The 25967-nt window shown below is 66.6% G+C and carries 30 protein-coding genes; 15 read left to right on the top strand and 15 right to left on the bottom strand.

Annotated elements, in window-relative coordinates; translation table 11 throughout:
* The coding region (locus WKW79_RS17330; protein WP_340336411.1) for a TetR/AcrR family transcriptional regulator at window positions 1-685 on the top strand (685 nt) is incomplete at its 5' end.
* Between the two features lie 160 nt (window positions 686-845).
* Here the strand turns inward: WKW79_RS17330 and WKW79_RS17325 are convergent.
* From WKW79_RS17325 to WKW79_RS17305, 5 genes are all read right to left on the bottom strand, one after another.
* Window positions 846-1181 carry an SMI1/KNR4 family protein gene (locus WKW79_RS17325; protein ID WP_340336410.1) on the bottom strand — a complete coding sequence of 112 codons (336 nt, stop codon included), beginning with the start codon at window positions 1179-1181 and terminating at the stop codon, window positions 846-848.
* Window positions 1182-1371: 190 nt separating this feature from the next.
* Window positions 1372-1752 (bottom strand): RidA family protein, encoded by a 381-nt coding sequence (locus tag WKW79_RS17320; RefSeq protein ID WP_340336409.1) that lies wholly within the window; start codon window positions 1750-1752, stop codon window positions 1372-1374.
* Between the two features lie 173 nt (window positions 1753-1925).
* Entirely contained in the window at window positions 1926-4196 is a 2271-nt protein-coding gene (locus tag WKW79_RS17315) for a xanthine dehydrogenase family protein molybdopterin-binding subunit (RefSeq protein WP_340336408.1), read from the bottom strand.
* A 2-nt stretch (window positions 4197-4198) separates the two neighbouring features.
* The gene (locus tag WKW79_RS17310) at window positions 4199-4669 is read right to left on the bottom strand and encodes a (2Fe-2S)-binding protein (protein WP_340336407.1); all 471 of its coding nucleotides are present in this window, start codon (window positions 4667-4669) and stop codon (window positions 4199-4201) included.
* 90 nt (window positions 4670-4759) lie between these two features.
* A complete protein-coding gene (locus WKW79_RS17305; protein WP_340336406.1) occupies window positions 4760-5260 on the bottom strand; it encodes a DUF2306 domain-containing protein in 501 nt (166 codons plus the stop codon).
* A gap of 122 nt (window positions 5261-5382) precedes the next feature.
* On the opposite strand from WKW79_RS17305, the gene WKW79_RS17300 reads away from it, so the two are divergent.
* Together WKW79_RS17300 and WKW79_RS17295 are read left to right on the top strand one after the other, a co-directional pair.
* Entirely contained in the window at window positions 5383-5715 is a 333-nt protein-coding gene (locus tag WKW79_RS17300; RefSeq protein WP_340336405.1) for a hypothetical protein, read from the top strand.
* 112 nt (window positions 5716-5827) lie between these two features.
* Window positions 5828-6658 (top strand): urease accessory protein UreD, encoded by an 831-nt coding sequence (locus WKW79_RS17295; protein ID WP_340336404.1) that lies wholly within the window; start codon window positions 5828-5830, stop codon window positions 6656-6658.
* A gap of 19 nt (window positions 6659-6677) precedes the next feature.
* Here WKW79_RS17295 and WKW79_RS17290 read toward each other — a convergent pair whose 3' ends face one another.
* The 3 genes from WKW79_RS17290 to WKW79_RS17280 all read right to left on the bottom strand — a co-directional run bounded on the left by WKW79_RS17290 (window position 6678) and on the right by WKW79_RS17280 (window position 9442).
* Window positions 6678-7193, bottom strand: coding sequence for a DUF4124 domain-containing protein (locus WKW79_RS17290; RefSeq protein WP_340336403.1), 516 nt, complete (start codon window positions 7191-7193; stop codon window positions 6678-6680).
* Between the two features lie 87 nt (window positions 7194-7280).
* Complete coding sequence (locus WKW79_RS17285) at window positions 7281-8150, bottom strand: plasmid replication/partition related protein (RefSeq protein WP_340336402.1); 870 nt, start codon at window positions 8148-8150, stop codon at window positions 7281-7283.
* Between the two features lie 65 nt (window positions 8151-8215).
* Entirely contained in the window at window positions 8216-9442 is a 1227-nt protein-coding gene (locus WKW79_RS17280; RefSeq protein WP_340336401.1) for an MFS transporter, read from the bottom strand.
* A 140-nt stretch (window positions 9443-9582) separates the two neighbouring features.
* On the opposite strand from WKW79_RS17280, the gene WKW79_RS17275 reads away from it, so the two are divergent.
* Entirely contained in the window at window positions 9583-9966 is a 384-nt protein-coding gene (locus WKW79_RS17275; protein ID WP_340336400.1) for a tautomerase family protein, read from the top strand.
* A gap of 3 nt (window positions 9967-9969) precedes the next feature.
* Here the strand turns inward: WKW79_RS17275 and WKW79_RS17270 are convergent, their stop codons facing one another.
* Both WKW79_RS17270 and WKW79_RS17265 read right to left on the bottom strand, forming a co-directional pair.
* Window positions 9970-11097 carry a zinc-binding dehydrogenase gene (locus tag WKW79_RS17270; RefSeq protein WP_340336428.1) on the bottom strand — a complete coding sequence of 376 codons (1128 nt, stop codon included), beginning with the start codon at window positions 11095-11097 and terminating at the stop codon, window positions 9970-9972.
* 46 nt (window positions 11098-11143) lie between these two features.
* On the bottom strand, window positions 11144-12154 hold the full coding sequence (locus WKW79_RS17265) for an aldo/keto reductase (RefSeq protein ID WP_340336399.1): 1011 nt from the start codon (window positions 12152-12154) through the stop codon (window positions 11144-11146).
* 183 nt (window positions 12155-12337) lie between these two features.
* Between WKW79_RS17265 and WKW79_RS17260 the strand changes: the two genes are divergently transcribed.
* Window positions 12338-13174 (top strand): amidohydrolase family protein, encoded by an 837-nt coding sequence (locus WKW79_RS17260; protein WP_340336398.1) that lies wholly within the window; start codon window positions 12338-12340, stop codon window positions 13172-13174.
* 6 nt (window positions 13175-13180) lie between these two features.
* On the opposite strand, the gene WKW79_RS17255 is transcribed toward WKW79_RS17260, so the two are convergent.
* Entirely contained in the window at window positions 13181-14206 is a 1026-nt protein-coding gene (locus WKW79_RS17255; RefSeq protein ID WP_340336397.1) for an HAD family hydrolase, read from the bottom strand.
* Window positions 14207-14467: 261 nt separating this feature from the next.
* Here WKW79_RS17255 and WKW79_RS17250 point away from each other — a divergent pair, with 261 nt between their 5' ends.
* Window positions 14468-15001 carry a hypothetical protein gene (locus WKW79_RS17250; RefSeq protein WP_340336396.1) on the top strand — a complete coding sequence of 178 codons (534 nt, stop codon included), beginning with the start codon at window positions 14468-14470 and terminating at the stop codon, window positions 14999-15001.
* 25 nt (window positions 15002-15026) lie between these two features.
* Here WKW79_RS17250 and WKW79_RS17245 read toward each other — a convergent pair whose 3' ends face one another.
* Entirely contained in the window at window positions 15027-16181 is a 1155-nt protein-coding gene (locus WKW79_RS17245) for a hypothetical protein (RefSeq protein ID WP_340336395.1), read from the bottom strand.
* Window positions 16182-16427: 246 nt separating this feature from the next.
* Window positions 16428-17399, bottom strand: a complete 972-nt coding sequence (locus WKW79_RS17240; protein ID WP_340336394.1) for a LysR family transcriptional regulator — start codon at window positions 17397-17399, stop codon at window positions 16428-16430.
* A gap of 74 nt (window positions 17400-17473) precedes the next feature.
* Here WKW79_RS17240 and WKW79_RS17235 point away from each other — a divergent pair, with 74 nt between their 5' ends.
* The 9 genes from WKW79_RS17235 (at window position 17474) to WKW79_RS17195 (ending at window position 25235) form a co-directional block, all read left to right on the top strand.
* Window positions 17474-18043: a GAF domain-containing protein gene (locus WKW79_RS17235; protein ID WP_340336393.1), complete on the top strand. Its 570-nt coding sequence runs from the start codon at window positions 17474-17476 to the stop codon at window positions 18041-18043.
* 2 nt (window positions 18044-18045) lie between these two features.
* Entirely contained in the window at window positions 18046-18453 is a 408-nt protein-coding gene (locus tag WKW79_RS17230; protein WP_340336392.1) for a VOC family protein, read from the top strand.
* Window positions 18450-19241 (top strand): alpha/beta fold hydrolase, encoded by a 792-nt coding sequence (locus WKW79_RS17225; protein WP_340336391.1) that lies wholly within the window; start codon window positions 18450-18452, stop codon window positions 19239-19241. The genes WKW79_RS17230 and WKW79_RS17225 overlap by 4 nt, the downstream gene beginning before the upstream one ends.
* On the top strand, window positions 19238-20056 hold the full coding sequence (locus tag WKW79_RS17220; protein WP_340336390.1) for an ABC transporter ATP-binding protein: 819 nt from the start codon (window positions 19238-19240) through the stop codon (window positions 20054-20056). The genes WKW79_RS17225 and WKW79_RS17220 overlap by 4 nt, the downstream gene beginning before the upstream one ends.
* A 16-nt stretch (window positions 20057-20072) precedes the next feature.
* Complete coding sequence (locus tag WKW79_RS17215; RefSeq protein WP_340336389.1) at window positions 20073-20975, top strand: ABC transporter permease; 903 nt, start codon at window positions 20073-20075, stop codon at window positions 20973-20975.
* Between the two features lie 87 nt (window positions 20976-21062).
* Window positions 21063-22160 carry an ABC transporter substrate-binding protein gene (locus WKW79_RS17210; RefSeq protein WP_340336388.1) on the top strand — a complete coding sequence of 366 codons (1098 nt, stop codon included), beginning with the start codon at window positions 21063-21065 and terminating at the stop codon, window positions 22158-22160.
* A gap of 26 nt (window positions 22161-22186) precedes the next feature.
* Window positions 22187-23329, top strand: a complete 1143-nt coding sequence (locus tag WKW79_RS17205; RefSeq protein WP_340336387.1) for an FAD-dependent monooxygenase — start codon at window positions 22187-22189, stop codon at window positions 23327-23329.
* A 128-nt stretch (window positions 23330-23457) separates the two neighbouring features.
* A complete protein-coding gene (locus WKW79_RS17200) occupies window positions 23458-23907 on the top strand; it encodes a MarR family winged helix-turn-helix transcriptional regulator (protein ID WP_340336386.1) in 450 nt (149 codons plus the stop codon).
* Window positions 23908-23927: 20 nt separating this feature from the next.
* Window positions 23928-25235 carry an MFS transporter gene (locus WKW79_RS17195; protein ID WP_340336385.1) on the top strand — a complete coding sequence of 436 codons (1308 nt, stop codon included), beginning with the start codon at window positions 23928-23930 and terminating at the stop codon, window positions 25233-25235.
* Here WKW79_RS17195 and WKW79_RS17190 read toward each other — a convergent pair.
* Window positions 25232-25651: a type II toxin-antitoxin system VapC family toxin gene (locus WKW79_RS17190; RefSeq protein WP_340336384.1), complete on the bottom strand. Its 420-nt coding sequence runs from the start codon at window positions 25649-25651 to the stop codon at window positions 25232-25234. The genes WKW79_RS17195 and WKW79_RS17190 overlap by 4 nt on opposite strands.
* Window positions 25648-25941 carry a hypothetical protein gene (locus tag WKW79_RS17185; RefSeq protein ID WP_340336383.1) on the bottom strand — a complete coding sequence of 98 codons (294 nt, stop codon included), beginning with the start codon at window positions 25939-25941 and terminating at the stop codon, window positions 25648-25650. The genes WKW79_RS17190 and WKW79_RS17185 overlap by 4 nt, the downstream gene beginning before the upstream one ends.
* Window positions 25942-25967 lie beyond the last annotated feature (26 nt).

Below are 25967 nucleotides of genomic sequence, written 5' to 3'. Positions count from 1 at the left end.
GGCCGTGGAACTGGCGATGGACGAGCCCCTGAGCGACCTCTCGATCGTTGGACTCGCGCGCCAGTTCGGTGTCACGCCGGCGCTGATCCACTACTACGCAGGCAGCCGGGATGACCTGATCTCGGGGGTCATCAACCGCTACTTCATGGAGCGGGTGGAAAAGCTCAAGCCTCTCAATCGTGAGAACTGGCGAAGCAACGTCGAAGACCATGCGCACGCAATCTTCGATGTGATGCTCAAGTACGGCGGCGTACTGCGCTACCTCATGTCGCACAACCGGTTCCGGCTGTTCCAGCAGGTGGGCCCCGGTGAGACCGACTACGGCATGGTCTACCTCAATCGCATCGCGGACATTTTTCGAAGCGGGGGCTTCAGCCCGGAGCAATGCGCCCTCGGCTACCACCTCTTGATGCAGTACGTGATGACCTCCGCCTATGCCGAGGTGAACCGCCAGATGCCCGCGAAGCACGGCGACTACATCCTGGGCCGGATCCGCGCGACGTCTTCGGACCAGTACCCTGCCGCGCACTACTTCGCCGAAGCGTTCTCCCGACTCGACACCGATACAGCGTTCGACGCCGGGCTTCACATACTCCTTGATGGCATGCAAAGCTGGTTGCCTGCCGCGTCGGGAAACGACTCGACGGCGAAGAAGAGGGTCAAGATCCGCGGCGCCTCGGCTTGACGTTGTCGTACTTCAACCCATCGCAAGCACGCTGCAGCAGCGCCCGAGTAATCGCACACCACGCCGGTTGACCGCTTCACCCCGTATTGCTGCCGCGCGTTTCGGTCATCTGTCAGGCCGCAATGGGCCCAAACCGGCTGTACGGTTTTCTCCAAAGCAGTCACCTGCCAGGCGAATCCGTTCGCTGAAAGCCTTGCGCAAGTTCGAGAAAGTCGACTGCAACTTTGAACGCAGCGCCTGGCTCCATTCCGATCATAGGCAGCATGAAAACGGCGCCGGCTTCGTCGAAGGCGTAGATGTCGCCGCCGCCGTTTCCGGCGAAGGCCACGAAGCCTGGGGCGTACACGCCAACTTCCATCTCGGTGTTGGAGGTAGCCACCTCGTCCTCGCCCCAGAGGATGACGTACTGCTCCTCACCCGCCAACGAAATAAAGCCCTCGAACAACCCATTCGTGTCGATGAAGTCTCGGTAGATGGAGGGCAGTGGAATGGTCATCGGGAACGTCTCGTTATGGCCGTGCTCGCAAGGCAACGTGCGTCACCCGAACGGCAACTCCCGCTGCGCTGCTGCACTTGGCTGCGCGACAAGCACAGGCGTCATGGGCCCATCTGTGACAGCCGCTGCAACCGACAGGCAGATACGTTTCCGGACTGAAGCGTTCGCTTCCCGCGGCTGCCTGCCAGGACTATGCCTCAGCGATCGCTGCAATGGACACTTTAAGTCCCGGAATGCGAGCGGGTAGCTTTGCACCTTGGCGAGCAGGCGGGTCGGAGGGAAACCATCTCAGCCATTCCTCATTCATGCCAGCAAAATCGTCTTCATCGGCGAGCACCACTGTCATGCTCGCCACCTTGTCCATCGAGCTGCCGGCTTCTTCAAGGATGGCACGTATGTTCGTCAGGCATTGGGCAGTCTGCTCCTGGATGGTGGTGCCCCTGATTGCGCCGGTGTCGGCATCGATCGGCGCAGTTCCGGAGACGAACACGAGCCCGGCCGCCTTGACCGCTTGGCTGTAGAGCGCCGGCGGCTTGGCAGCCTTGGTGGTGAAGACAATTTGACGCGCCATCTCTTACTCCTCTTCGAAGGCAAAAGTCCTTGTAGGTTGACTCGTCGAACTCGTTCGCGCAAGGCTACCTGTCGTCCAACTGAAGGGGCTCAGGTGCCGACCAACCTTTGCGATCAACAGGATTCTGGCCGGGCAGCCACGAGTCGAAGCCAAAGACCAGAGCAGTTGCGAGATCAAGCCATCAACGCCTTCAACTTGTCGCTCAGGAACGGAACGCTCCGAATCCTCACCCCCGTCCCATCGAAGATCGCATTCCCCAGCGCCGCTGGCACCGGACTCGACGCGGCCTCGCCGGCCCCCAGCGGTGGATCGTCAGGACGATCGATCAATGCGATCTCGATACGCGGCACGGCAGGAAAGCGCAGCAGCGGATAGCTCTGCCAATCGACGCTCGTGACGCGCGAGCGGTCGAAGGTCGTCTCCTCGTACAAGGTGCGCGACAAGGTCTGCAGGATGTTGCCTTCCACCTGCGCACGCACCGCGTCGGGGTTGATCATCAGCCCGCAGTCGTGCGCGCAGCAGACGCGGCGCACGGCGATCCTTCCACTGTCGCGCTCCACCTCGACCTCCATCGCCACGGCGACATGGGTCTCGTTGTTCTTGTAGTGGATGAAGGCCATGCCGCGGCCCACCGCGACCTTGCCGCGCGCCGATGCGTTGCCGGGCGAAGGCCGCGGCTTCCAATCCATCATCTGCCCGACACGCCGAATCACCTCCGCGCTGCGCGGATTCGAGACCTTTCGCAGCCGGAATGCCAGCGGATCCACCTTCGCCTTCGCCGCCAACTCATCGACAAAGCTCTCCACTGCAAAGCAATTCGCCACCTTGCCCGGCGCGCGGATGTTCGAGGGCCGCAGCGGCGCCGGCCCGAGCCAGTGCGCCTTCACGGCCACGGCCTTCGGCGCATAGGGCGGATCGCCGTTCTGCGACACCAGGCCCGTCGCCTGGCCCACCGGCTGCCGCAGGCCTGCCGCGAGTGGCGACAGCAGCGGAATCCACTCGAGGTTCGCGGTTGCGCGCGGCACCCACATGTCGGTCTGCCAAGCGTCGATGTCGCCTTCGGGCGTGAGCGTCGCGGCCATGTCCAGCAGTTGCGGCGGACCCTTGGGATCCCAGCCGAGTTCGTCCTCGCGGCTCCACTGCACGCGCACCGGTTTGCCAACGGCGTTCGACAGCAAGACCGCATCGGCGGCGGCATCGTCGCTGCCGTTCATGCCGTAGCAGCCCGGGCCGTCGAGGTAGATCACCCGCAGCTTGTCACGCGGCACGTCGACCAGCGCGGCGAAGATGTTGAGGAAGCGGTGGCTGGCCTGCGATGCGGTCCAGACCGTGCCGGCGTCGGCGCGCACGTCGGCGACCGCGCATGACGGGCCGATGGAGCCGTGCGACTGGATCGGCCACGAATAGGTTGCGCGCAACACATCGGGCGCATCGCGCAAGGCATCGACACGCGCGGCATCGCCCTTGGCCGTGATGACTTCCTCGGCCACGAAGGGGCCGCTACGCGCCCAGTCGACGAGCGCCGCATGGCCGACCAGCGGCGCACTGTCGCTCCACTGCACCTTGAGCTCGCGTGCCGCGCGCACCGCCGGCCATTCGTCGGGACTCACGACGCCGACGAAGTCCACGATGCGAACCACGCGCACGCCTGGCAGCTTCGCGACGGACGACTCGTCCACGGCCAGCACCCTCGCGCCCACCGAGGGCGGACGCACGACGCGCCCGTGCAACATGCCCTGCACCACCAGGTCCTGCACATAGACATGGCGGCCCGTCACCTTGGCGGGCACGTCCGGACGCGGCAGCGACTGGCCGACCAGCTTGTAGTCGGCCGGCTTCTTCAACGGTGCCTTGGGGTTCATCTTCACGTCGAAGCTGCGACCGCCGACCAGCGTTGCGATGCCGACGCTGCGGCCATCGGCCGCCCGCACCTCGCCGCCGCTGAGCAACAGTTGCTCGGCCGGTGCTTGCAACTGTTGCGCGCCCAAGGCCAGCAGCGCCTCGCGCGCGGTCGCCGCGGCCTGGCGCAGTTCAACGCCGCCGCGCATGACGCCGGTGCTGCCGGCGGTCGGGCCCTGGTTGGGCGTGAGCGCGGTGTCGCCTTCGATGAGTTCGATGCGATCCACGCCGATGCCCAGTTCCTCGCCCACCATCTGCCGCATCGCGATGCGATGGCCGGTGCCGAGGTCGACCTTGCCGGAGTAGATGACCACGGTGCCGTCGGTGCCGACGGCCAGGAAAGAGTCGACGTTGTCGAGCGCCAGGCTGCGACCGGCGCCAGCGGATGCGGCAGCAGTCTGCGCCAGTGCTGCGCCCGCGGGTGCCAGGCAGAAGCCGACGAACAGCGCGCCGGCCTGAAGCGCGGCTCGGCGCGACAGCACGCCGAGAAGCATGGAGCCGTCTGCTGCGGCGTGCACTTCACGGGGTGCAAGGAGATGCGCCATGGTCACGCCCTCCCCGCATCCGCCGCGCGCTGCACCGCGCGCAGCACGCGGTCATGCGACCCGCATCGGCACAGGTTGCCGGCCAGCGCTTGCTGCGCCTGCTCGCGCGTCGGCTTGGGCGTGCGCGCAAGGAGTGCGACAGCGGACATCACCATGCCGTTGGTGCAATAGCCGCACTGCGCGGCCTGCTCGGCGATGAAGGCCGCCTGCACGGCATGCGGCTTCGCGGGCGAGCCCAGGCCCTCAGCGGTGACGATGCGCTTGCCGGCCGCGGAACCGACGCTGGTGAGGCATGAGCGCACCGCCGCCCCATCGATCAACACGGTGCAGGACCCGCATTGCCCCAGCCCGCAACCGAACTTGGCTGCGTGCAGGCCGAGGTCGTTGCGCAGGGCATGGAGCAAGGGCATGTCCGGGTCCCACGCGTCGATGGTTCGCGCGGCGCCATTGATGTCGAGCGTGATGTTCGGCATGAACCCACTCCTTCGTTGTTCATCGGGGGAGAGGCAGCGTGCCACGCTTCAACACCACCGGCAATGGCGCTTTCGAGCGCAGGGTTGTTGCTAGGCAGGCGCCGCCGCGCGCCCCGCGCCGCGCAGGCGCAGCACCTGCAGCACCACGCCGATCAGGAACAGCACGAACACCACGCCGATCACCGGTTGCAGGCCCGGATCATCCGCGCTGGAAAACACTGGCGAGCCGGCCGGCAGCCGCGTCAATGACTCGGTGAAGCCCGGGATCATGTGGAAGAAGAAGGTCGTCGAGTAGCAGATCGTCTCGACGTACTTCGACGAGCGCCCGAACAGCGCGGTGCGCCCGGCCACGGCGGCGATTGCCAGCACGAGCAAGGTCAGGATGCCCAGCGCATGCGGCTTGCCGAAGCCGCCATGCTGGAAGATGCCGAAACCGGTGAGGCAGGTCAGCACGGTGGTCCAGATGTAGATTTGCCCGGCCCGGGTGCCGGGCGGAATCTCCTTGTAGCGAAAGAAGGCGAGCACGCCCGCTCCCACCGCGACCAGGCTGATGGCGGTGTGAACGATGCCGAGGGAAGTCAGTCCGAACATGGGCAAGCTCCTGTCGTTGAGTGACCGGGGGATTGGAATCGGTCCGTCGGCTTCATGCAAATATCGCGCCGACGTGCGGGTTTTCCGGCGATCATCCGGACGAATCAGCGAGGCAGGAGATCATGAGAAACGGCATCTACGAATCGAGCTTCACCACCGACAAGGGCATGCTGGGCACCGGCGCCGTGCTGATCCGCAACCAGCAGGTCTACGGCGCGGACGACCTGCAGTTCTTTCGCGGGGAGATCACGCAGGACGGCGAGGACCTGCGCGTCATCATGGAAGTCAGCCGCCACAACTTCGCGGCCTCGTCCGCGTTCGGCGATGCGACGGTGTTCACCCTGCATTGGGTCGGCAAGTCGCTCGCCGACACGGGGTTCAAGATGAGCTGCCAGCCCGAGGGTGTGGGGGTGACGGTCTACGTGTCCGGACGCTTGCTGAAGGAACACGAGTAGGCCAACGCGGGCGGCGTGCCGCGCGCGAGGCGAAGCTGACGTGCCCCGGAGTCTGGTTACATTCGATCGGGCCCGATTCGCGCTTCGCTCAACGCTCCAGCCTCCCCTACCCATGCCTTGGCACGCCCGCCTCCAACTCGACTACCAACACGAATCCGGCCGCAGCGTCGCCCGCCATCGCCATGACGGACCTTTGCGCATCCTGCAGAGCCTGTACCCCGAAGGCGACGCAATCTGTCACAACGTGCTGGTCCATCCGCCGGGCGGCCTGGTCGGCGGGGACACGCTGACCCTCGACATCCACGGCGCGACGGGCAGCCACGGCCTGCTGACCACGCCGGGCGCCACGCGCTTCTATCGCTCCGAGGGCGAGGTCGCGCTGCAGGACACGCGCATCCGGCTCGACGCCGATGCGCGCCTCGAATGGCTGCCGCTGGAAGCGCTCTGCTACAGCGGCTGCAAGGCCGAGAACCGCCTCCGCATCGAGGCCGCGCCGGGCGCGGAGCTGATCGGCTGGGACGTGACCGCGCTGGGCCTGCCGAATGCGAAGCTGCCCTTCGAGCGCGGCTCGCTGCTGCAGCACATCAAGGTGCCGGGCGTGTGGCTGGAGCGCGGGCGCATCGACGCGAGCGACCAGCGCCTGCTGGCCAGCCCGATCGGACTGGCGGGGCATCGCTGCATGGCTTCGCTGTTCGTCGTGTCGGGCACGCCGATGGGCAAGGCGCGGCGCGATGCGCTGCTGGACATCGCTCGCCAGTTGGCCGATGCCGATGTGCTCGCGGAGAGCGCGGGTGCAACGAGCCCGCATGCGGAGATCGTGGTGTTGCGCGTGCTGGCACCGATGGTCGAGCCTGCCATGCAACTGTTGCGCCGTGTCTGGCAGGCGTGGCGTGCCGAGCTGTGGAAGCTGGCGGCATCGAGCCCGCGCATCTGGGCGATGTAGCTGCCGCTCTTGATCCGGCTCAGCGGCAGACGACCGTGGTGCCCGTCGGCGTGCAGGTCCTGCCGTCGAGGCTCTTGTAGCGGTTCAAGGTGCCCGTGCGGTCGTAATGGTTGCCTTGCGTGTCGCTGCAACCGGAGGCATCGCACTTGCGGAAGCGCGGGCCCAGGTTGCGCGGAGGAGCGGGCCGGTAGCCACCGGCGTAGGGATAGCCGTAGTCGGCCACGACCGGGTCACCGCCGTAGTCGCCAATGACGGGGGCTGGCGGTGCGGGCGCTGCGGCCTGCGGCGGTGACATGGGGGTGGGCGGCGGGGCCGTGGGACGGGGCTCGGCGGGTCGGACGAGCGGCACGACATCGGAATCGCCTCGGTTCACCACCATCGGTTCCGGCAAGTTCAGGCGCGTGACCTTGGTGCTCGCGGGGCACTTGCCATCGGTGTAGCTGACCTGCCCGGCAGCGTCGGTGCAGCGGTTCACCTCGGCACTGCACAGTGGGCCGAAAAGACTCAAGGCAACTATGACCAGGAAGCGTCGCATCGGAGCACGATTGTGCGCCGGGGCAACGCACCATGCATACCGTCAGGGGCATTGGACACGCCGCTCGGCGGCGCAGCGCTTGGGCGATCAGAACGGCGCGGACGTGTCCTCTGGCTCCGCCGCCGGCGCATCGGCACCACCCGGCCGCGCCAGCAGCTGGTTCAGCAGGTTCGCCACCTGCTTGCGCAAGGCGGTGTTCTCGCTGGTCAGTTCGGTCACGCGCTTGCGCAGGGATTCGACGGTGTCCTCGGAAGGGTCGGCCTGCTCCTGCTCCGCGTCCGCGGGCGCTTCCTCACGCGGCTTGCGCTTGGCCTCGCGCACCCGCTTGGCGGCCTGCTTGAGTTCGTCCTTGCCGGCCGCTGCAGCAGCGACCTGTTCTTCCGCCGGCAGGCTCGCGACGGCCGCGCCGGCGCTCAGCGAAATCGTGCCGGACTTGATCGCCTCCACCAACTCCGGCGTGGCCTGCTTGTGGATCTTCTCGATCATCACGACCTGGCTGCTGCTCAGGCGCGCGGCCCGGGCCAGGGCCTCGCGGGAATCGAGCGGCTCGGGCGGCGGCACCGCGTGGTCGGCGGCGGGCGCTTCAGGCGCCTTCGCTTCTTCCGTGGCCGGCGCCGCAGCCGGTGCTGCCCGTCGCGCGGCCACGATCTCGCGCTTGCGCAGCGCCAGCACGCCGCGCTGGAAATCGGAGATGCTGCGCCGTCCCAGGTGCTGGTCGATCATCCACAGGTGCACGTCCTCCATCGACTGGAAGCGCGTGTTCTGCACCGTCTGGAACGGCAGGCCGTGCTTCTGGCAGATGCCGAAGCGGTTGTGGCCGTCGACCAGCACATCGCCCCACAGCACCAGCGCGTCGCGGCAGCCCTCGGCCAGGATGCTGCGCTCCAGCGATTCGTATTCCTCCGGGGTCAACGGGTCGATATAGGCTTTGAGTTCTTCGTTGACGACGATGTCCATGGGGCGCGCGATCCGGGCAGTTGCAAAGGGGGCGCAATTGTAGAGAGACGCGCGGGACGGCCGTCTCAGGTGGCTGCCAGGGCGGGCCGGCGTCGCAGGAATTCGGTGGCATAGAAGACCAGGGCGACGGCCACGTAGCCCCCGCCCAGCAGGCACAGCCCCGTCCATCCATGGAACGCGTAGACCCCCGCTGCCAGGGCCGAGGCGATGGCCGCGCACAGGAAGATGAAGGTCATGAACAGCCCGTTGAGCCGGCCGCGCAACTCGGGCGCCAGCATGTAGAGGCTGCGCAGGCTCAGCACCTGGCACAACTGCACCGCACCGTCGAGCAGCACGCCGGCCGCCACAAGGCCGGCCATCGAGTGGAACCGGGCGGAGAGCCCGCCCAGCACGAAGGACAGCAGCGCCACCGTCATCGCGATGCCGGTCGCAGGCCGCGTCAGGCCACGGTCTGCCAGGCGGCCCGACAAGGGCGCGGCCAGCGCGCCCGCCGCACCCGCTAGCGCAAAGGCCGCGATGCCGCCCTGCCCCAGGCCGAACCCCTGCGCCAGCAGCAAGGGCACCGCGGTCCAGAAGGTCTGGAAGGCCGCGAACATCATCCCCTGGTACGCGGCGCGACGACGCAGCACCGGTGTGCGCCAGGCGATGCCCGGCAGCGAGGCCATGGTGCGTGCATAGCCGACCGAGCCATGCGGCTCGCGCCGCGGCAACGCGCGCCACAGCACGACGATCAGCACCGCCATCAGCACGGCGGAGATCGCGAACACGGCGCGCCAGCCGAACGCCGCCGCCACGATGCTGGAAAACGGCCGCGCCAGCATGATGCCGGCGAGCAGCCCTGCCATGACATTGCCCACCACCTTGCCGCGCGTGGCCTCGGGCGCGAGGTGCGATGCGAAGGGCACCAGCACCTGGGCCGCCACGGCACCCGCGCCGACCAGCAGCGAGGCCGCAAGGAATTGCGTGGCCGAAGTGGAGAGCGTGATGCCGACCAGCCCCAGCACCGTGCCCACCAGCGCCGTGGCGATCAGCCGCCGGTTCTCCACCACGTCCGCCAGCGGCACGATGAGCAGCAGGCCGAGGCCGTAGCCCAACTGCGTGAGGGTCATGATCAAGCCGGCAAGGCCCGCATGCAGGTCCAGGCTGAGCGCGATCGGACCGAGCAGCGGCTGCGCGAAGTAGATGTTGGCCACGCAGAGGCCGCAGGCGACGGCGAACAGCCAGGAAAGGCCCGCGGAGAGGCCGCTGTGAGCCGCAGCGCGGCCGGAATCGAGGGAGGGGGAATGGGACACGGGTGGCTTGTGGATGCGTTTCCGGGGGTTCACCTCGGGGGCGGCGACCTTATCACCGGTGCGATGACGACGCAGCGCGCGGGGAATTCACGCAAGGTCGCGCCCGTCGCCATAATTTCCTCCCACCCGAAGGACTCGTCATGCCACTCGTTCGCATCGACCTCGCCGCTGGCAAGAGCGCCGACTACCGTCGCACCATCGGCGACGTCATCTACGACGCGATGGTCCGCACCATCAACGTGCCGAAGGACGATCGCTTCCAGATCATCACGGAGCACGCGGCTGCGGATTTCATCATCGACCCGAGCTACATGGGGATCGTGCGATCGCCGGACTGCGTCGTCCTGCAGATCACGCTGAGCGACGGGCGCACCGTCGAGCAGAAGCGCGCGTTCTACAAGGCCATCGTCGATGGCCTGCACGAGCGGCTCGGCCTGCGCCGCGAGGATGTGTTCATCAACCTTGTCGAGGTGCGCAAGGAGAACTGGTCCTTCGGGAATGGCGAGGCGCAGTACGCCGTGTGAGGATTACGAGCCCTTGGCCGGATTGATCAGGTACTTCGTCCCCGTCGCCCGTTGGTTGTAGACCGCGATCGTGCCGAGGTCCAGCACTTCGGCCAGCGAGATCTCCTTCGAGTAGTGGCTCGCGAAGGTCGTCTTCAGTTCCGACGCCACGCGTTGCTTCAGCACCTCCGCCGCGGCCGGCCCGATCTTGTTCAGGAACGGGAACAGCAGCCAGCCGCCCATGCCCCAGGCCATGCCGAAGTTGCGCACGAACTCGGTCGGGCGCATGTCCAGGCCGCCGTAGAGGTACACCTGCTTGTGCGTGGCCGAGCCGTAGCGGCTGTATTCCTTGGCGGTGCGGTTGATCGCGGCTTCCATGCAGCCAAGGATCTGACCGCCGAGCTTGCCGCCGCCGGTGGCGTCGAAGGCGATGGTGGCGCCGGTCTCGGCCAGGGCGCCGGTCAGGTCCTGCAGGAAGGTGGGCGCGCTCGAATCGCAGATGTACTTCGCGCCCATGCCCTTGAGCAGGTCGACCTGCTCGGGCTTGCGCACGATGTTCACGAGCGCGATGCCGTCCTTCATGCAGATGCGGTTCAGCATCTGGCCGAGGTTGGACGCCGCCGCGGTATGCACCAGCGCCTTGTGGCCTTCGCGGCGCATCGTCTCGACCATGCCAAGGGCTGTGAGCGGATTGACGAAGGACGACGCGCCATCGACTGCCGTCGCGCCTTCAGGCAGCAGCAGCGTCTGCGCGACGGGCACGGCGCGGTACTGCGCATACATCGCGCCGCCGATGGCCGCCACCGTCTTGCCGAGCAGGGCCTGCGCGGCCGGCGAGGAACCGGCCTCGACCACCACGCCCGCGCCTTCGTTGCCGACCGGCATCGACTCGTCGAGCCGCGCCGTCATCGCGCGCAGCGCGGCGCCTTCGGGTACGGTCGCCGTGACGACGGGTCGTTCAGGCGTGCCCGATGCCTTGGCCGTTGTCATGTCGGCCGCGCCGAACAGCAGGCCCAGGTCGGAGGGATTGATCGGAGAGCCCTCGATGCGGATCAGCACCTCGTCGGGTCCGGGTGCGGGCACCGGCACGCTCGCCAGTGAAACTTCAAGCTGCCCGCTCTTGCTGATGAGCGAGCGGAGTTGCAGGGCCATGCGGTCTTTTGGAATGCTCATGAAACGTCTCTTGTGCTGAAGGAAATCAACGGGGGGCATCGCCCTTGCGGTATTCGGCGGTCAGCTCGTCGAGCTTCTGCTTGAGGTCGGCGGGCAGCTTGTATTCGGCCGCGGCCAGCGTGGCGTCGAGTTGCTCGGGCTTGCTGGCGCCAAGCAGCGGCGCGGTGATGAGCGGGTTGGCCATGACCCAGGCCACGGCCAGCGTGGACAGCGGCACACCGGCCTCTTCCGCGAGCTTCTGCAACTGCGAGACGGTGTTGAAGCTGCGCTCGTTCCAGTAGCGGTCCTGGTACATGTTGCCGGCGGTGCCGAGCGTGAAGCGGGTGTTGTCCTCCGGCTTGGCGCCGGGCGTGTACTTGCCGGTGAGCAGGCCGCCGGCGAGCGGGTTGTAGGGGATCACGCCCAGGCCTTCTTCGTTCGCCAGCGGCAGCAGTTCGCGCTCGATCTCGCGGAACAGCAGGCTGTAGCGCGGCTGCACCGACACGAACTGCGTGAGCCGGTTCAGCGCCGCGCGGCCGATGGCACGCGCCAGCCGGTACGACAGGAAGTTGGACACGCCGATGTAGCGCGCGCGGCCCGAGCGCACGATCACGTCGAGCGCCTCCAGGCTCTCGTCGAGCGGCGTGTTCGGGTCGTCGTGATGCAACTGGTACAGGTCGACGTGATCCATCTGCAGCCGCTTCAGCGAGACGTCGATGGCGTCGAGCAGGTGCTTGCGCGAGTTGCCCTGGTCCCAGGGGTTCGGCCCGACCTTGTTGGCGGCCTTGGTCGCGATGATGAATTCATTGCGGCGGCTCGCGCCCTTGTCGCGCAGCCAGCGGCCGATGATCTCCTCGGTGCGGCCGGTGGTCTCGACCGTTCCGCCGAGCGGGTACACGTCGGCCGTGTCGAGGAAGTTGATGCCGCCGTCGGTGGCCTTGTCGAGGATGCGGAAAGAGGTGGCCTCGTCGGTCTGCAGGCCGAAGGTCATGGTGCCCAGCGCAAGGCGCGAAACGGTCAGGCCGGTGCGGCCCAGGCGGGTGGTGGGAAGGCTCATGGGTTTGCTCGCAGTGGGAGGGGCGGCCATCTTAGTCAGCGCGGCGAAATCATGCTGGCGTCGTGCGAATCCGGGGACACGCATCCATGCGGCAGATGTACACGAACGCATTGTTCGTATGGAATTGTCCGGCCATGGCGACGGCACGATGTATTCGAGGGAAGATGTTCCCAAGGAGCGCAAATGAGCATCTTCAACGAACCCAAGATCGACTGTCACAACCACATCTTCGACCCCGTTCGTTTTCCGTACCGGCCCGACACGCACTACCGCCCCTCCGGCCAGGAGTGCGGTTCGGCGCAGCTGTTCATGCAGGTGCTCGATGCCTACGGTGTCGGGCATGCGCTGGTGGTCGGGCCCAACTCGGGCTACGACACCGACAACCGTTGCCTGCTCGATGCCATCGCGCAGAGCGGCGGGCGCTTCAAGGGCATTGCGGTGGTGGAGAACGACTGCACCTTGGAGACGCTGATGTCGCTGCAGGCGCAGGGCATCGTCGGCGTGGCCTTCAACCCGGCCTTCCTGGGCGTGTCCTACTACACCGGCACCGCGCCGCTGCTGAAGATGCTGCAGCAGTTGGGCATGCTGCTGCAGGTGCAGGTGGAGAAGGACCAGTTGCCGGACCTGCTACCCCTCCTGAACGAGTCGGGCGTGCGGATCCTGATCGACCACTGCGGCCGTCCCGAGCCGCGCGACGGGCTGTCGAACCCCGCCTTCCAGGCGCTCTTGACGCTGGGCCGCAGCGGGCGCGCGTGGGTCAAGCTGTCGGGACTCGCCAAGTTCTCGCACGAGCCGCATCCGCATGCGGACACCTGGCCCTTCATCCACGAACTGGTGCGCGCCTTCACGCTGGAGCGCTGCGTGTGGGGATCGGACTGGCCCTACCTGCGCGCACCGGAACGCGTCGAGTACGGGCCGCAGCTCAAGTTGATCGAGAAGCTGTTTCCGAACACGGTGGATCGCAACAAGCTGCTGTGGGATACGCCACGGCAATTGTTGGGATGGGCTTCGGACACCTGATCGTCGTCAGGGTTTCGGCTGGGCGAAGACGCGCTTCCAGTCGTTCTTCATGCTGACCACGACCCAATTCCTGCGCACCGCTTCATCCCAGGCCTTGTCGAGCTTGCCGAAGGGCGAGGTGCGGTCGTAGGCGAATTCGCGCGCGGCGTCGTCGTGGTGCACCAGCAGCGCCAGGCTGCGGCCGGGACCGGACACGGTGTACTGCAGCATCTGCAGGTCGCCGTCGGAATTGCCGAAGGCCAGGATGGGCCGCTGGCCGATGTGCATGTAGATGCCCACCGGCTTGCCCGGGCCGTCGTTGAGGAAGGCGAGGCTGGGTTCGCGCATCAGCACGCCGTTGTTGTCGAACTTGATGCCCTGCGACGAGCCGACCACCTGCTCGGGCGGAATGCCATACGCGGCCTGGGTCCAGGGGCGCATCACTTCCATCGTGCCACCGGAGACGATGAAGGTCTTGAAGCCCTTGGCGCGCAGGTAGGCCAGCAGTTCCAGTTGCGGCTGGTAGACCGTCTCGATGTAGGGCCGCTTGAGCACCGGATGCCGCGCCGTGGCCAGCCACTGGCGCACGGACTTGTCGTACTCGTCGACCGACATGCCGCTGTTGCCCTGCACCAGCAGTTCCAGCAGCGGCTTCTCGCCACCAGCCAGCGCGCCACGCAGGTCGTTGGCGGCCAGCGCCTTGTAGACGGCGTTGTTGGCCCATTCCGGATGCCTGGGCGCGGCGGCCTTGACCTGGTCGATCATGAAGGCGAACTGCGTGTACATGGGCTGCTCGGCCCACAGCGTGCCGTCGTTGTCGAAGGTGGCGATGCGCTGCGCCGGCGGCACGAAGCCTGGCGAGCCTTCGCGCGTCACGTCGTCGACAAAGGAGACGATCGCTTTCTTGGCCGGGCCATCGTTCCAGGACGGCAACGGGTCGCCGCCGGGAACGCTTGCACAGCCCGCCAGGAGCAGCGCGACACACGCCGCCGCAAACGCCGAAGCGGCGCGATGCCAGCCACGGGCCAATGGGTTGGAGCTTGTCGGGGTCATGTCGCAGACTAGCCCGCACGGAAAGTTCCGCCCATTGCCCTTTGGGGCAGAGCCGCGTCGTATCCCTTTGCCCTGGCGGGCCGAAGCGCCAGGCGCTATCACCCGGGCGCATCGCGGGAACATAATGCCAATTTCTTACTTGCATCAGCCTGGAATGCGCGCCTCCTGTGCCTGTCAATCGCCTGGTGAACAACACATTGCGGCGAGCGAGCCGGTGTTGAAGGCCGCGCCTGCACGTGCATCGTTCGCGGGACTTGCGCGATGACCAAGTTCTGCGAAGCGTGCCACACCCCCAACAGGGACAGCGCGAGGCACTGCGTCGGTTGCAAGGGCAGGTTCTCGGGCTTTCGTTTCTCCGCCAGCACCGTGGCCGCCGAGTTCGCCGATTCGCACGAGCCGACGACGGCGATGTACCTGCCACCGTGGAAGCCGGAAGATGAGCCGGACAGCGGCGGCATCCTCAAGGGCAAGGGCCTACTGGTGCTGTTCGTGCTGCTGGTCGTGGGCGCCTTCGCCTACTGGTATGCGCTGCGCCCTGAAGGCGGCCGCCTGCCTTCTCTCAAGAACCTCACCACCAACCTCGGGCAGACGACGACAACGCCGTCATCGGAACCCGGCCGCCCCGTGGTCATCATCGAGCACCGGGCCACATCGAGCCGGCTCGTGGAAGGCCCCGCGCCGGTGGATGCCGCGTCGGCTGCCCCTGCGCCAGCGAGTGTGGCTGCGCCGCCGCCGCCCAAGCCAAGACCTTGCACCGAGGCGACGGTGGCGCTTGGACTTTGCCCGAAGCGTTGAGCGGGCCTTCCTGCAGCAGCCAGGCCTAAACCTTCTTGGTCCTTTGCCGGTCCTCCGAGGATTCCTCCGGACTCTTTTCGTGCGGCTTCACCGTCGAACGGATCACCATCAGCTTGTTCATGACGTCGAACCAGAACGGCGCCCCGAACGACAGGGCGAACGCCGTCAAGAACCAGCCGACCACTGACCATGCGATCACCTGCCACTCCCGGGCTCTGAATTCTTCCCACCGAGTATGCGTCCAACCGATCGGCAGGCTCAATTTCACAAAGCGGTCGATCGCCTTGGTCACGTTCGCATCCGGGTCCGATGGCTTTGCTTGCTCGGCGGGCGTCCCCGGCTTGCCTTGGGCCTCCGGGGAAGCGCTCGCCGGCGCAGACGGCGTTTCCGCGACCCGAAGCCTTTCGACGCTGGCTTTCAACTCCGGAGACTTCCCACTGTCGACGGCAGTTGCGACCAGCCGGGTCCGAACCGCCTCATCGGAGGCCAGGAACTTCACCATGAAGATCGCATCGACGTTCAGGCCAACGGCCACGACCAGGCCCAGCACGAAAAGCATCTGCTGGGTCTCCCGCTTGAACCAGCCCGATACACGGTCCATCGAACCGTCATACCAATCCTGAACCGCCTTCACTCCCTTCTCCACATCCTCGCCGGACTCCGCCAGCGCTGCGAGCAGTGCTCGCGCAACCCTGGAATCCTTTTGTTCCTGCAGCGCCAAGCGCACCTCGCCCAGCTTGAGCTCACCGATGGCCACCACTGTGGGGTCGGTGCCGTTGCCTTGACCCAGCCGATGTGTACGCGCGAGATCCAGCAACGCGAGCGCTGCCGAGCGCGCAGGAATGTAGGCCGGCATCTTTGTCCGCCCCGTGACGAAGCTCATGAGGTACTTGGGGATCCAAAGGCCCAAGGTATTGCGCTTGTACTTGAGGAGGTTCTCGTCGAATGGTCCCGAGTAGAGCGACTCGATCAGCGGATGCCTGTAGAACTTCGCAATGAGTTCATCGCCCTGCACGCCTTTGCCTGTCTTCGACGGGTAGTCGCCGCCCAGCACCTCTTTCAGGCCGCGTCCCAGCAACTTGGCGCGATCCTGGAGTCGCGCCTCGATGGCCTCTCGAATCGCGGAGACCACAAGACTGAGCAGCAGGAAGATGAACACCATTCCGATGGCCATTTCCAAGGTGGCGGATCCAAGCATTTCGAACCTCCATCAAGACAGACGGGACTCCATTGGCGGACACAGCTTCCTTCTGATCGAAGCGTGCCTTCGCTTCTCCAGTGCGAGGCCATCATGCGCACCTTCCTTCCGGTACGCCTCCCCAACTGATGTGAGAGTCGCTGGCCAGGAGCCACATGAGAGCCGACGAGCAGTCCGGGAAACGAATGGGACCCTGAACCGCCCCGGATATTCAGGGGGCTCGCTTGATCAGGCCGCCGTGCCCTGCATCGACCGCGCGGTCTCGGTCACCGCGCTTCGCAGCGAGCGCACCATCGGGTGCCCCTCCAGTTCCTTGAGCGTGAAGAAGCTCACCGGCGGCAGGTTCCAGCTCATGCGGTAGGGCAGCGCCGCGCAGTTCCCTGAGAGCTCCATTTCGGCCACGACGTCGCGCGCCAGGATGGAGACCGCGTTGGGCTCCGTGCGCAACACCATCTCGATGCTGCGGATCGACGTGGTCTCCAGCATCGGCAGCGGCGGTTGCACGCCGGCGCCGACGAAGATCGCGTTGTAGGTGCGGCGCATGGGCGTGTTGGGCGGCGGCAGGATCCAGTCGAGCTTCGCCATCCGCGCCCAATCGAGCGGCCCGCGCGACAGCCGCTTGACGCTCTTGGCGCACACCACCAGGCAAGGCGCCTGCTCGTAGATCGCCTCCTGCACCAGGCCGGTCGCGTCGCCGTCGTAGGAACGCCCGATGGCGCAATCGAGTTCGCGTGCGACGAGGCCTGCGACCAGTTCATCCGTGGTGCCTTCACGCGTCATGACGGCCATGCGCGGCGTGCGGTCCAACAGATGCGTCAGTGCGGAGGACAGCAAGCGTTGCGGCACCTGCTGCGTCAGGCCCATGCGCAGGCGCCCGCTTTGGCCGGCCCCGAGCGAGGTGAGCACGCGCGAGGTGGCCTCCAGTTCGGCCAGCCATCGTTGGGCGTAGTGCAGCACGGCCTCACCGCTCGGCGTGGGCACCAGGCCCCGGCTGGTGCGCTCGAACAGCCTGCTGCCGAAGATGTCTTCCGCCTCGCGCAGCGCCTTGGTGATGGCCGGCTGGCTCAGGCGCATCTCCGCGGCCACGCGGCCGAGCGTGCGATGGCGGTCGATGGCCGCCAGCAAGGAAAGCTGGCGCAGCTTCAGGCGGGACAGCAAGGCGTGCTGCAGGTCGGAGGCGGGGTCGCGGACGGTCGGCAAGGCCATAACTCCCAGGTTATCGGGCTATCAGAATTTAGTGCATTTTGGTGATTCGGGATGCCTAGACTTTGTCCATGCCTTCAGACAACCCATCCACTCTCACGACCCGGATCGCCGGCCTGCTCGACGCGCTCGCCGATGCGCGTAACGCCGACGATGCCCTGCGCGAGGTGGACCGTTGCCGCCGCCAGATCGCAGGCGAGAGCATCTTCAGCATCCAGCAGAACGTGACGACGGCGCAGGACCCTGCCGACGAGATCCGGCTGAGCCGCTTCTACTCGTCGGAAGCCGAGCGTTACCCGGTGAACGGCGCCAAGCGCAAGACGCTCACGCCCTGGACCGAATGCCTGTTCGTGCAAGGCCGCGTGTTCGTCGGCGAGGGCGCGGACGAACTGGCGCGCCACTTCGATGACTTCGAGCTGATGCATGCCCATGGCCTGCAGAGCGTGGTCAATGTGCCGCTGCTGCAGGGCAATCTCTGCTACGCCACCTTCAACGTCTTCGGCACCCGCGCCCGCTGGCAGCCGCAGGAAGTCCTCGGCATCCGCCTGCTGGCGCTGGCCGCGGCGCGCTGGGTTCCTGTGGCGCCCGACCTGGCGCCGCGATTCATCGGCGCATCGCTGCGCAACCCCGTGGAGGCTTGACCATGCCTGTCACCGCACTGCACCACTTCACGATCCGCTGCACGCCGGACGAACTGCCGCCGCTGGTCGACTTCTACACGCGCGTGATGCGCCTGCAGGTCGGCGCGCGGCCGGAGATCCCGGCGCCGGGCGCATGGCTCTATGCGGACGGCCAGCCGATCGTTCACCTGTACGCACACCTTGCGAAAGCGGACGCGGCGGTGCAGCCCGTGACAGGCCACGTCGATCACATTTCTTTCCGCTCCCGCGGACTGAAGGAGATGCGCGAGCACCTTGCAGCGCTGGACGTTGCGTTCGCCGAGGCACCGATTCCCGGCTGGGACATCCACCAGTTGTTCCTGCACGACCCACGCGGGCTGAAGATCGAGATGACCTTCTGGATGGACCAGGAAGAAGGGAGCGCACGATGACCAACTTTGTCCAGGCCGGCGAGGTTCGCATCGCCTTCGAACGCACGGGCCAAGGCCCCGCGCTCGTGCTGATGCACGGCGCGGAAGCCTCGCGCACCATGTTCGCCGCGCTGGTGCCGCACCTGTCGAAGCATTTCACCGTGATCTGCTACGACCAGCGCGATTGCGGCGAGACCGAGGGCCCCGAACGCGCCGCCACGCTGGCCGATCTCGCCAACGATGCGCAGTTGTTCATCAAGGCGATGGGCTTCAAGCGGGTGCATGTGTTCGGCTCGTCCTTTGGTGGACGCGTGGCGCAGGCGCTGGCGCTGCTGTATCCGCGAGCGGTCGATCACCTGGTGCTCGCCAGCACCTGGCCGCTCCCGCGCCCCTACGAGGAACTGTGCCCGGATGCGCGCCGCTTGGCCGAGTTGCGCGGCGGCTTGCCTGGCACGGCGGAGGAGCTGGCGACCTGGTTCTTCCCTGAAGCCTTCCTCGCGCAGCGGCCGGAACTTCGGCGCATCTTTGCGAACGCACGACCCGCGACGGCGCGTTCCGCTCGCCGCGCTGCAACCGTGGCCAGCACGCTGGAGAACGGCGTGGCGGACATCGTCGCGCCCACGCTGGTGCTGGCCGGCGAACTGGATCGCGTGGTGCCTGCATCGGTGACGCTGGCCATGGCCGGCCGCATTCGTGGCGCGGATGCCGTGCTGCTGCCGGCCATCGGGCATGTGACCTCGATGCAGGCGCCCGAAGTCCTCGCACATCACATGGTTCGCTTTCTGAGCCCTCAAGGAGTCAAGGCATGAACACCACCCTACTGGAGCCCTCGCCCGCACGGTCCGCAGCCGGGAAGTCGGACTACATCCGCATCGAAGGCCTGTCCAAGAACTTCGGCGCAGGCAACGACGGCGTGCTCGCGCTGAAGCAGATCGACTGCACCATCCAGCAAGGCAGCTTCGTCACCATCGTCGGCCCCAGCGGCTGCGGCAAGAGCACGTTGCTGCGCATCCTGGCCGGTCTGCTCGACTACAACGTCGGCAACGTGATGCTCGACGGCCAGCCGATCCACGGCACGCGACGCGACGTGGGCGTGGTGTTCCAGAGCTCCATCCTGCTGCCGTGGCGCACCATCCTCGACAACGTGATGCTGCCCGCCGAAGTGCTCGGCATCGACAGGAAGCAGGCGCGCGAACGGGCCATGCAACTGTTGCAGATGGTCCGCCTCGAAGGCTTCGAGCACAAGCTGCCGCGCCAGTTGAGCGGCGGCATGCAGCAGCGCGCCTCCATCGCGCGGGCGCTGCTGCACGACCCCAAGATCCTGCTGATGGACGAGCCCTTCGGTGCGCTCGACGCGATGACGCGCGAGCGCATGAACATCGAGCTGCAACGCATCTGGATGGAGAGCGGCAAGACCGTGGTGCTGATCACGCACTCGATTCCCGAAGCCGTGTTCCTCGGCGACAAGGTGTTCGTGATGTCGCCGCGACCCGGCACGCTGGAGCGGGTGCTGCCCATCGACCTGCCACGACCGCGAACGATGGAGGTGATGTCGCACCCGACATTTGCCGCCGCGACCGCGTCGATCCGCGAGCGCTTCTCGCATGCGGCTTCGTTTGATTGAAGAAAGAGGTGCAGCCATGACCACTGCCACGATGATGAACGCCGAATCCGCCCCACAGCCTGACATCCGCAAGCCGAGCGCGGCAGTCTCCACGGCCACGCCGCAACGGCCGCGCCGCGCCAACCCGCTCGCCTCCACGCGCGTTCAATCCATCCTCCTGCTGTTCACGCTACTCGGCTCATGGGAAGCCGCCGTGCGCGTGTTCAAGTTGCCCAGGCATCTCGTCCCGCCGGTGAGCGACATCGCGGTCGCGCTGTGGCGCGGCTTGGCCACCGGGCCGATGGCCAAGGACGGCTTCTGGTACCACGGCGGCGTCACGCTCGCGGAGATCCTGCTGGGCTTCGTGATCGGCAGCGGCATCGGCCTGGCCATCGGCATCATCGTGTCGCAGATGCCGAAGGTGGAGGCGCTGGTGGAACCCTATGTGGCCGCGCTGCAGAGCGTGCCCAAGGTGGCGGTCGCGCCGATCATCGTGGTGTGGCTGGGCTTCGGCATCAGCTCCAAGGTGGTGATCATCTGCCTGCTCACCTTCTTCCCGGTGCTGGTCACGAGCATCGCTGGCTTCAAGGCGGTGGACCCGGACCGCATCGACCTGCTGCGCTCGCTGTCCGCCACGCCGTGGCAGATCTTCCGCAAGGCCAAGTTCCCGAGCGCCCTGCCCTACGTCTTCGCCGGCCTGAACATGGCCGCCGCCTTCAGCGTGGTGGGTGCGGTGGTGGGCGAGTTCGTCGGTGCGCAGGCGGGGCTCGGCGTGCTGATCCTGCAGATGGAGGCGCAGGCCGACACCGGCGGCAGCTTCGCGGTGTGCGTCGTGCTCTCGGTGATCGGGATCGCGCTGACCAGCATGCTGCGGCGTGTGCAACGGCGGGTGCTGCACTGGATGCCGGCCGACGCCTCGCAGCGCACCGTCAACGCTTGATCTCGCCTCGGAGCGGCAGGCGATCCAAGCCGCACGACTTGTTTTCTTGAACACATGACCGGTGCAGTACCGGCGAAGGAGTGGACCATGTTGACACGACGCAATTTCGGATTGGCCCTGGGCGCCCTCGGACTCACGGGCGGCCTGCCGGCCCTGGCGCAGAACGTGCGCATCATGCGGGTGGCGAACACCGCGGCGGTGAACGATCCGCAGCAGTGCTTCGTCACCGCCGGCCAGTCCCCCAGGCTCAACTTCTACAAGTCCGGCGGGGTCGATGTGGAATACGTCAACATGTCGAGCATGACGCAGGCGCTGCAAAGCCTGCGCGCGGGCCATGTGGAATTCGGCCCCGCCGTCCCCGGCATCCTGCTGCCCGCCATGGCCAAGGACCCGTCGCTGGACCTGGTCAGTGTCTACAAGTGGCTGCCGCGCAATGCCAACACGATCGTCGTGAAGCCCGGCAGCCCGATCAAGACCGCAGCCGACCTGGCCGGCAAGCGCATCGGGGTGCGCAGCCAGGGCGACGCCGGCGTCGTGATCACCAAGACCATGCTCGCCGAACTGGGCCTGAAGGACGACAAGTGCGAATACATCGCCATCGGCGACGGCGCGCCGGCCGGTGCGGCCATCGACAACGAGCGCGTCGATGCGATGGTGGCTTTCGACACCGCCACGGCGCGGATCGAACTGGTCGGCACCAAGCTGCGCTACGTGCCCCTCACGCCCAAGTTCGCCCAACTGGGGTCGGGCTGGATGTGCGTGCCGCGCAAGATGCTGAAGGACGAGCGCAAGAACCTCGTGGCCTTGTTTCGCGGCATCGCCAAGTCCACCATCTTCTCGAATGCCAACCTCGACGCCGGCATCGACCTGCACTGGTCCGTGTACCCCGAGAGCAAGCCCAAGGGGCGCACCGAAGAAGAGGCGCGCAAGGAACTGGCCTTCATCCTGAAGGATCGCAAGAACAGCTGGATGCGCCGCCCCGACGACCCGGACCAGCGCATGGGCGCTTCGTCCCTGGCCGAGTGGAAGGCCAACATCGAGATGGCGGCCGAGAGCAGCAAGAACCCCAAGCTGGCCGAAGAGCTGGGCGATCCCAACCGCCTGTTCTCCAACGAACTGATCGACGAGATCAATGCCTTCGACAAGCAGGCCATCGTGGAAATGGCCAAGTCGTTCAAGGGGTAGAAAAAATTCTATTAAGGAGCTGCACCATGAACGTCCTCATTTCCGGCGCCAGCATGGCCGGCCTTTCCGCCGCCTGGTGGTTCGCCAGTCTCGGCCACCGGGTGACGGTGGTGGAGCGTGCCGATGGCCTGCGCCCCGGCGGTGCGCCGATCGACGTGCGTGGGCGCGCGCTCGGCACGGCGCAGCGCATGGGCATCCTCCAGCAGATCGATGACCAGAAGGTCGTCATCACGGACCCTGCGCCGGTTCTCGATGGCACGGGAAAGCAGGTCGCGACCCTCGACCTGCGCTGGTTCGCCAACGAGACCGACGAGGACATCGAGATCTCGCGCGACCGGCTCAACCAGATCCTGCTGCGCGCCCTGCCGGACGGCGTCGAGTTCCGTTTCAAGACCTCCATCGCCTCGCTCGTCGACGGTCCCGATGGCGTGGACGTCGCCTTCACGGACGGCGTGCAGGGCCACTACGACCTCGTCGTGGGTGCCGATGGTCTTCACTCCAACGTGCGCAAGCTCGCCTTCGGCCCGGAGAAGAACTACGTTCGGCACTTCGGCTACTACGTTGCGCTCCTCGATCTCCCCAACGATCGTCCATGGAAGCGCGGCATGCTCAACGTGCCCGGCCTGACCATCGCGGTGCGTGACGCGGGCGACGGTCCGCAGGCCTTCGTGCTCAGCGCCAGTGCCGAGATCGACTACGACTACCGCGATGTGGCCAGCCAGCGGCGCGTCATCGATGGCCTCCTGTCGCGCGTCGACGCCTGGCAGGTGCGCGACATCCGAGCCGCATTCGCGGACCCCGATGCCAGGGGCTTCTACTTCGATTCGGTGAGCCAGACCCACATGCCCAGTTGGATCAAGGGGAACGTGGCCGTGATCGGCGATGCGGGCCACTGCGCCGCGCTGTTGTCGGGGATGGGCACCACGCTGGCCATGGTGGCCGCGGAGACACTGGCGACCACCTGGACGGACTGCGGCGGCGACATGGCCGCTGCATCCCCGACCTACCACGAGCGCCTGCGTCCCTATGTCGACCAGTGCCAGGCATTCGCGCACGAGGGTGGGCCGATCATGGTGCCCGCGACACAGGAAGCGCTTGACGAGCGCAATGCGACTTTTCGGGCGTATGCCGAGAAGTTTGCGGGAGGCTTGGAACCGGCTGGCGCCTGAAGGGTTGCCCAGAGGTTCGGGTTGCAGGGGGTGGCCGAGGGCAATGGTCGAGTGCCGGCCAAGGTCAATTTATGAAGTTAAACTTCGTAGTTGCCCTGTCCAACAGCCATTCGACCCAACCCAAGCGAATGCCCACCCCACTGGCCGATCCGTCAACCGAAGCCGCCCACGCCCTGGCGGTCGACCTGCGAATGCTGGCATCGCAGTTGCGGCGCCGGTTGCGCCAAGAAGCTTCCGTCGCCGGCTGGACGGAATCCCAGCGTGCCGTCCTGTTGCGACTGGAGCGGCAGGAAGCCGCCACCGTGACCGAACTGGCCACGGCCGAAGGTGTGCGCTCCCAGTCGATGGGCGCCACCGTGGCATCGTTGATCGAGGGCGGCTGCGTCAAGGGCGCACCGGACCCGGCCGACGGCCGGCGCACGCTGCTCTCGCTCACTCCGCAGGCACGCAAGATGATCCGCCAGGTGCGCGCCGCGCGCGAAGACTGGTTGCAGCGCACGATCTCCGCGCGCTACGCGCCGGCCGAGCAGAAGCAGCTCATTGCCGCGGTGAAGCTGCTCCAGCGCCTGCTCGATTGAACCCGCAATCGAAAGACCCCTTGAGCCAGACCTTCCGCTCGCTGCGCATCCGCAACTACCGGTTGTGGGCCGCCGGTGCGCTGGTGTCCAACATCGGCACCTGGATGCAGCGCACGGCGCAGGACTGGCTGGTCCTGACGCACCTCACCGACCACAACGCAACGGCCGTCGGCATCGTGATGGCCTTGCAGTTCGGTCCGCAGTTGGTATTGCTGCCCTTCACCGGTCTCGCCGCCGATCGGTTGAACCGGCGCAAGCTGCTGATGGTCACGCAGGCTTCAATGGGGGCGCTCGCGCTCGGCCTGGGGCTGCTCACCCTCAGCGGCATGGCGCAGCTGTGGCATGTCTACGTCTTCGCGCTGTTGATGGGTTGCGTGGCGGCATTCGATGCGCCGGCGCGCCAGACCTTCGTGGCCGAGCTCGTGTCGGACACCGAGCTTTCCAACGCGGTGGCGCTCAACTCGACATCCTTCAACGCGGCGCGCATGGTGGGTCCGGCCGTGGCCGGCCTGGTGATCGCGGCGACCGGCCCGGGCACGGCCTTCCTGCTCAATGCACTGTCTTTCGTGGCGGTGCTGATTTCGCTGGCCTGCCTGCGCAAGAGCGAGTTCTTCTCGCGGCATGAAGCGGCGGGGCGCCGGAGCGCGGGCCTGATGGAAGGCTTTCGCTACGTGTGGGCGCGGCCGGACCTGCGCGCGGTGCTGGCGATGCTGTTCCTGGTCGCGACCTTCGGGCTGAACTTCCCGATCTTCATCTCCACCATGTCGGTCGGCGCCTTCCATGGCGGACCCGGTCAGTACGGCCTGCTGTCCTCCACGATGGCGATCGGCTCGGTCACCGGCGCGCTGCTCGTGGCGCGCCGGGCGCAGCCGCGCCTCTGGCATCTGGTGGTGGGCTCGATGCTGTTCGGCTGCGCCACCTTCGCGGGCGCGTTGATGCCGAATGCCGTCGCCTTCGGCATTGCCCTCGTCGTCACCGGCGTCGCGGCGCAGACCCTCACCACGACTACCAACAGCCTGGTGCAACTCTCGACCGAGCCCGCGCTGCGCGGCCGTGTCATCGCGATCCTGATGGCGACGCTGCTGGGCAGCACGCCGATCGGCGCACCGGTGGTCGGCTGGGTCGCCGACACCTTCGGCCCGCGCTGGGCACTGGGCGTGGCCGCTGTCGCGGGGCTGGCGTCGGCGGTCATCGGGCTGCGTTACCTGATTCGATACCACGGACTGCGGCTGTGGGTGGAAAGGTGGCGGCTGCGCTGGAGCGTGCAGGCTGTGGCAAGCGCAGGGGCGACGGGACTGCAAGGCGCGCGGGCCCTTGCGGATCGCTAGTCAGTCCACGGGTTGATCACCCGCGCGTCCATCGCCCTGAAGGCTGCCTCGTCGCGCGTGGCGACCGCGAAGCCGCGTACTGCGGCGATGGCCGCAATCATCGCGTCCGGCGTTCCGACGTTGTACCCCGCCCGACGCGTGCGCTCCATGATCTGCGCGTAGCCCACAGCGGCCGTGTAGTCGAAGGGCAGGATACGGCCGTCATACAGTTGGATCGCGCCCGACATGATGGCGTCGAGTTCGGCCCGCGACTTTCCGCCGGGCGTGAGCCGACCAATGCCGTCCATGACTTCCATGACGGTGATGGCACTGATGAACAGGCTGCCGGGAAGCTGCGCGTCCACCCACGCCCGCACCTGCGATTCGGGCGTTCTCTTGTTGACCTCGGAAAGGACGTTCGTGTCGAGCAGGATCATTCTTCAAACGTTGCCGGAGGGAAGACTTCCTGCGAGCGCTTGAACAAGGCGTCCATCTCGTCATCGGTAACAGACTGCCCGCCCTGCACGGCGAACTCGGCTCGGATGCGCTCGGCGCGTTCAAACATCTGGGTGCCCAGGCCCTTCTTCGGCTGCGCGGCTTCGACCAGGAACTTGCGCGCAAGACCCTCGACGCTGCCGCGCCCACCTTTGGCCTTTTCGAGCTCGGCCAGCGAGCGCAGCGCCGTGAGCGTCTCGTCGGGCAGGTCTCGGATCAGAAGATTTGCCATTGATATCATTCTTTAAAAAATTGATC

It is taken from the genome of Variovorax robiniae (assembly GCF_037889955.1).
GTDB classification, from domain to species: domain Bacteria; phylum Pseudomonadota; class Gammaproteobacteria; order Burkholderiales; family Burkholderiaceae_C; genus Variovorax; species Variovorax robiniae.
The sequence above is the reverse complement of the archived record's forward strand: the minus strand, read 5'-3'. Positions and strand labels throughout refer to the sequence as shown.

What these genes read in the sequence shown, in the direction of transcription:
- WKW79_RS17325 (WP_340336410.1), bottom strand. Translation starts at nt 1,181, where the DNA reads ATGACCATTCCACTGCCCTCCATCTACCGAGACTTCATCGACACGAAT.
- WKW79_RS17320 (WP_340336409.1), bottom strand. Translation starts at nt 1,752, where the DNA reads ATGGCGCGTCAAATTGTCTTCACCACCAAGGCTGCCAAGCCGCCGGCG.
- WKW79_RS17315 (WP_340336408.1), bottom strand. Translation starts at nt 4,196, where the DNA reads ATGGCGCATCTCCTTGCACCCCGTGAAGTGCACGCCGCAGCAGACGGC.
- WKW79_RS17310 (WP_340336407.1), bottom strand. Translation starts at nt 4,669, where the DNA reads ATGCCGAACATCACGCTCGACATCAATGGCGCCGCGCGAACCATCGAC.
- WKW79_RS17305 (WP_340336406.1), bottom strand. Translation starts at nt 5,260, where the DNA reads ATGTTCGGACTGACTTCCCTCGGCATCGTTCACACCGCCATCAGCCTG.
- WKW79_RS17300 (WP_340336405.1), top strand. Translation starts at nt 5,383, where the DNA reads ATGAGAAACGGCATCTACGAATCGAGCTTCACCACCGACAAGGGCATG.
- WKW79_RS17295 (WP_340336404.1), top strand. Translation starts at nt 5,828, where the DNA reads ATGCCTTGGCACGCCCGCCTCCAACTCGACTACCAACACGAATCCGGC.
- WKW79_RS17290 (WP_340336403.1), bottom strand. Translation starts at nt 7,193, where the DNA reads ATGCGACGCTTCCTGGTCATAGTTGCCTTGAGTCTTTTCGGCCCACTG.
- WKW79_RS17285 (WP_340336402.1), bottom strand. Translation starts at nt 8,150, where the DNA reads ATGGACATCGTCGTCAACGAAGAACTCAAAGCCTATATCGACCCGTTG.
- WKW79_RS17275 (WP_340336400.1), top strand. Translation starts at nt 9,583, where the DNA reads ATGCCACTCGTTCGCATCGACCTCGCCGCTGGCAAGAGCGCCGACTAC.
- WKW79_RS17270 (WP_340336428.1), bottom strand. Translation starts at nt 11,097, where the DNA reads ATGGCCCTGCAACTCCGCTCGCTCATCAGCAAGAGCGGGCAGCTTGAA.
- WKW79_RS17265 (WP_340336399.1), bottom strand. Translation starts at nt 12,154, where the DNA reads ATGAGCCTTCCCACCACCCGCCTGGGCCGCACCGGCCTGACCGTTTCG.
- WKW79_RS17260 (WP_340336398.1), top strand. Translation starts at nt 12,338, where the DNA reads ATGAGCATCTTCAACGAACCCAAGATCGACTGTCACAACCACATCTTC.
- WKW79_RS17255 (WP_340336397.1), bottom strand. Translation starts at nt 14,206, where the DNA reads ATGACCCCGACAAGCTCCAACCCATTGGCCCGTGGCTGGCATCGCGCC.
- WKW79_RS17250 (WP_340336396.1), top strand. Translation starts at nt 14,468, where the DNA reads ATGACCAAGTTCTGCGAAGCGTGCCACACCCCCAACAGGGACAGCGCG.
- WKW79_RS17235 (WP_340336393.1), top strand. Translation starts at nt 17,474, where the DNA reads ATGCCTTCAGACAACCCATCCACTCTCACGACCCGGATCGCCGGCCTG.
- WKW79_RS17230 (WP_340336392.1), top strand. Translation starts at nt 18,046, where the DNA reads ATGCCTGTCACCGCACTGCACCACTTCACGATCCGCTGCACGCCGGAC.
- WKW79_RS17225 (WP_340336391.1), top strand. Translation starts at nt 18,450, where the DNA reads ATGACCAACTTTGTCCAGGCCGGCGAGGTTCGCATCGCCTTCGAACGC.
- WKW79_RS17220 (WP_340336390.1), top strand. Translation starts at nt 19,238, where the DNA reads ATGAACACCACCCTACTGGAGCCCTCGCCCGCACGGTCCGCAGCCGGG.
- WKW79_RS17215 (WP_340336389.1), top strand. Translation starts at nt 20,073, where the DNA reads ATGACCACTGCCACGATGATGAACGCCGAATCCGCCCCACAGCCTGAC.
- WKW79_RS17210 (WP_340336388.1), top strand. Translation starts at nt 21,063, where the DNA reads ATGTTGACACGACGCAATTTCGGATTGGCCCTGGGCGCCCTCGGACTC.
- WKW79_RS17205 (WP_340336387.1), top strand. Translation starts at nt 22,187, where the DNA reads ATGAACGTCCTCATTTCCGGCGCCAGCATGGCCGGCCTTTCCGCCGCC.
- WKW79_RS17200 (WP_340336386.1), top strand. Translation starts at nt 23,458, where the DNA reads ATGCCCACCCCACTGGCCGATCCGTCAACCGAAGCCGCCCACGCCCTG.
- WKW79_RS17190 (WP_340336384.1), bottom strand. Translation starts at nt 25,651, where the DNA reads ATGATCCTGCTCGACACGAACGTCCTTTCCGAGGTCAACAAGAGAACG.
- WKW79_RS17185 (WP_340336383.1), bottom strand. Translation starts at nt 25,941, where the DNA reads ATGGCAAATCTTCTGATCCGAGACCTGCCCGACGAGACGCTCACGGCG.